Raw genomic sequence first — 3985 nt, 5'->3', positions numbered from 1 at the left:
AATAGGAAAGTCGTTCAGCAATGAATGACGGAACTGTCAGTATTTTGAGTGAGCGACTTGTCTGCAAGGACAAGGTTCAGAAATGAACACAAAAACAGAGATTAAACTGAAGAGTTTGATCCTGGCTCAGATTGAACGCTGGCGGCATGCCTTACACATGCAAGTCGAACGGCAGCGCGGGGCAACCTGGCGGCGAGTGGCGAACGGGTGAGTAATATATCGGAACATACCCTAGAGTGGGGGATAACGTAGCGAAAGTTACGCTAATACCGCATACGCACTAAGGTGGAAAGTGGGGGATCGCAAGACCTCATGCTCATGGAGTGGCCGATATCTGATTAGCTAGTTGGTGAGGTAAAGGCTCACCAAGGCGACGATCAGTAGCTGGTCTGAGAGGACGACCAGCCACACTGGAACTGAGACACGGTCCAGACTCCTACGGGAGGCAGCAGTGGGGAATTTTGGACAATGGGGGCAACCCTGATCCAGCAATGCCGCGTGAGTGAAGAAGGCCTTCGGGTTGTAAAGCTCTTTTGTCAGGGAAGAAACGGTGGTCTCTAATATAGGCTGCTAATGACGGTACCTGAAGAATAAGCACCGGCTAACTACGTGCCAGCAGCCGCGGTAATACGTAGGGTGCAAGCGTTAATCGGAATTACTGGGCGTAAAGCGTGCGCAGGCGGTTATATAAGTCAGATGTGAAATCCCCGGGCTCAACCTGGGAACTGCATTTGAGACTGTATGGCTAGAGTGTGTCAGAGGGGGGTAGAATTCCACGTGTAGCAGTGAAATGCGTAGATATGTGGAGGAATACCGATGGCGAAGGCAGCCCCCTGGGATAACACTGACGCTCATGCACGAAAGCGTGGGGAGCAAACAGGATTAGATACCCTGGTAGTCCACGCCCTAAACGATGTCTACTAGTTGTCGGGTCTTAATTGACTTGGTAACGCAGCTAACGCGTGAAGTAGACCGCCTGGGGAGTACGGTCGCAAGATTAAAACTCAAAGGAATTGACGGGGACCCGCACAAGCGGTGGATGATGTGGATTAATTCGATGCAACGCGAAAAACCTTACCTACCCTTGACATGGCAGGAATTCCGAAGAGATTTGGAAGTGCTCGCAAGAGAACCTGCACACAGGTGCTGCATGGCTGTCGTCAGCTCGTGTCGTGAGATGTTGGGTTAAGTCCCGCAACGAGCGCAACCCTTGTCATTAGTTGCTACGAAAGGGCACTCTAATGAGACTGCCGGTGACAAACCGGAGGAAGGTGGGGATGACGTCAAGTCCTCATGGCCCTTATGGGTAGGGCTTCACACGTCATACAATGGTACATACAGAGGGCCGCCAACCCGCGAGGGGGAGCTAATCCCAGAAAGTGTATCGTAGTCCGGATTGTAGTCTGCAACTCGACTACATGAAGTTGGAATCGCTAGTAATCGCGGATCAGCATGTCGCGGTGAATACGTTCCCGGGTCTTGTACACACCGCCCGTCACACCATGGGAGCGGGTTCTGCCAGAAGTAGGTAGCTTAACCGTAAGGAGGGCGCTTACCACGGCAGGGTTCGTGACTGGGGTGAAGTCGTAACAAGGTAGCCGTATCGGAAGGTGCGGCTGGATCACCTCCTTTCTAGAGTAGCGCTGTAGTTAAGTGTTCACTTTTATTGACTGTTAAATTAAACAACGAGAATAAATTAAGGCGGTAGGTTAGCTTTAATGAAAAGAGTAGTTATGCTTCAGTTAGCGTAGCGAGCGTTTCGAGGTTCAGCTGAGAAGCGCAATCGTACAAACGTACGATGAGCATCGCAGGTTGAAGATTGAAAGGCGCAGTAGCTAGGTGAAGTATAAACGGGGGTTTAGCTCAGCTGGGAGAGCACCTGCTTTGCAAGCAGGGGGTCGTCGGTTCGATCCCGTCAACCTCCACCAATACTGGGGCTGTAGCTCAGCTGGTTAGAGCACCGTGTTGATAACGCGGGGGTCGTTGGTTCGAGCCCAACCAGCCCTACCAAAAGATGGTTAGTGCGAAAGATAGTACAAACCTAAGTCAGCAAGATTGAGAGAGATCTCAAAGGAAGTTGAAGCGAAGATTTAGGTTTGCACTTTCAAAGAGAAAGTCAGAGTAGTTTAAGTAGTATCTCGTTCTTTAACAATTTAGAAGAAGTAAAGTAGAAATAATCAAAATTTATTTCTGTAAAGGAAATGCTCGGAAGAGTGTTTCGTTCGATGTGACGACAGTCATGTTGAATAATTTATGGAAGGGTTATGATTGTATCGAACAAACAAAGTATTAAAAGAGTTTGATCAAAGCAGCCGAAAGGCAGTTTTAGAAAAAAATAAATTCTTGAGATACGGCAAACGCTAAAGTAATACTCATAAGTAGTAAAGAACTATAACCGAGTCTTGGTGATGAACCATGTTGTTGAAGAGATTCAATAAGATGACACCAGGAGCTAAAGTTATAGGGACAAGTGACTAAGTGCACATGGTGGATGCCTTGGCGATATCAGGCGATGAAGGACGTAGTAGCTTGCGATAAGCTGCGGGGAGTGAGCAAACACACATTGATCCGCAGATTTCCGAATGGGGAAACCCGACCTTAGGGTCATTGCAATCTGAATACATAGGATTGCAAAGCGAACGTGGCGAACTGAAACATCTAAGTAGCTACAGGAAAAGAAATCAACCGAGATTCCCAAAGTAGTGGCGAGCGAAATGGGAAGAGCCTGCAAGATTTAGCATCTTTAATAGTAGAACGGAATGGAAAGTCCGGCCATAGAGGGTGATAGCCCCTTATACGAAATTATCGGTGTGGAACTAAGTTTGCGACAAGTAGGGCGGGACACGTGAAATCCTGTCTGAACATGGGGGGACCATCCTCCAAGGCTAAATACTCGATATCGACCGATAGTGAACCAGTACCGTGAGGGAAAGGCGAAAAGAACCCCGGGAGGGGAGTGAAATAGAACCTGAAACCGTGTGCATACAAACAGTAGGAGCGGACTTGTTCCGTGACTGCGTACCTTTTGTATAATGGGTCAGCGACTTACATTCAGTGGCAAGGTTAACCGCATAGGGAAGCCGTAGAGAAATCGAGTCCGAATAGGGCGAACATAGTCGCTGGGTGTAGACCCGAAACCAAGTGATCTACTCATGGCCAGGTTGAAGGTGCGGTAACACGCACTGGAGGACCGAACCCACTAATGTTGAAAAATTAGGGGATGAGCTGTGGGTAGGGGTGAAAGGCTAAACAAACTTGGAAATAGCTGGTTCTCTCCGAAAACTATTTAGGTAGTGCCTCAAGTATCACCGACGGGGGTAGAGCACTGTTATGGCTAGGGGGTCATCGCGACTTACCAAACCATTGCAAACTCCGAATACCGTTGAGTGCGAGCTTGGGAGACAGACATCGGGTGCTAACGTCCGGTGTCAAGAGGGAAACAACCCAGACCGCCAGCTAAGGTCCCAAAGTATAGCTAAGTGGAAAACGAAGTGGGAAGGCTAAAACAGTCAGGAGGTTGGCTTAGAAGCAGCCACCCTTTAAAGAAAGCGTAATAGCTCACTGATCGAGTCGTCCTGCGCGGAAGATGTAACGGGGCTAAGCTATACACCGAAGCTGCGGATATCCGTAAGGATATGGTAGGAGAGCGTTCTGTAAGCCTGCGAAGGTGTCTTGTAAAGGATGCTGGAGGTATCAGAAGTGCGAATGCTGACATGAGTAGCGATAATGGGGGTGAAAAGCCTCCACGCCGTAAGCCCAAGGTTTCCTGTTCAACGTTCATCGGAGCAGGGTGAGTCGGCCCCTAAGGCGAGGCAGAGATGCGTAGCTGATGGGAAGCAGGTTAATATTCCTGCACCGTCGTATGATGCGATGGGGGGACGGATCACAGAAGGTTGTCAGGCGGTTGGAAGAGCCTGTTCTTGACTTGTAGAAGGCACTTAGGCAAATCCGGGTGCGGAATTCAAGGGGTTGAGACGAGTGAACG

At 49.2% G+C, this 3985-nt stretch carries 2 tRNA genes and 2 rRNA genes (1 of these 4 only partly in view); all 4 read left to right on the top strand.

Features of this window, described 5'->3' with window-relative positions:
• The first annotated feature begins 103 nt into the window (after positions 1 to 103).
• Positions 104 to 1632: ribosomal RNA gene (locus ACO0K2_RS19640) — 16S ribosomal RNA — on the top strand.
• 220 nt (positions 1633 to 1852) lie between these two features.
• A tRNA-Ala gene (locus tag ACO0K2_RS19635) sits at positions 1853 to 1928 on the top strand.
• Positions 1929 to 1933: 5 nt separating this feature from the next.
• Positions 1934 to 2010, top strand: a tRNA-Ile gene (locus ACO0K2_RS19630).
• A 454-nt stretch (positions 2011 to 2464) separates the two neighbouring features.
• Positions 2465 to 3985, top strand: a 23S ribosomal RNA gene (locus ACO0K2_RS19625) (it continues 1453 nt past the right edge of the window).
• The 16S and 23S rRNA genes sit together here with 2 tRNA genes alongside, the layout of an rRNA operon.

The sequence above is a fragment of the Undibacterium sp. MH2W genome, from assembly GCF_049340215.1.
Taxonomy (GTDB): Bacteria; Pseudomonadota; Gammaproteobacteria; order Burkholderiales; family Burkholderiaceae_D; genus Undibacterium.
The sequence above is the reverse complement of the archived record's forward strand: the minus strand, read 5'-3'. Positions and strand labels throughout refer to the sequence as shown.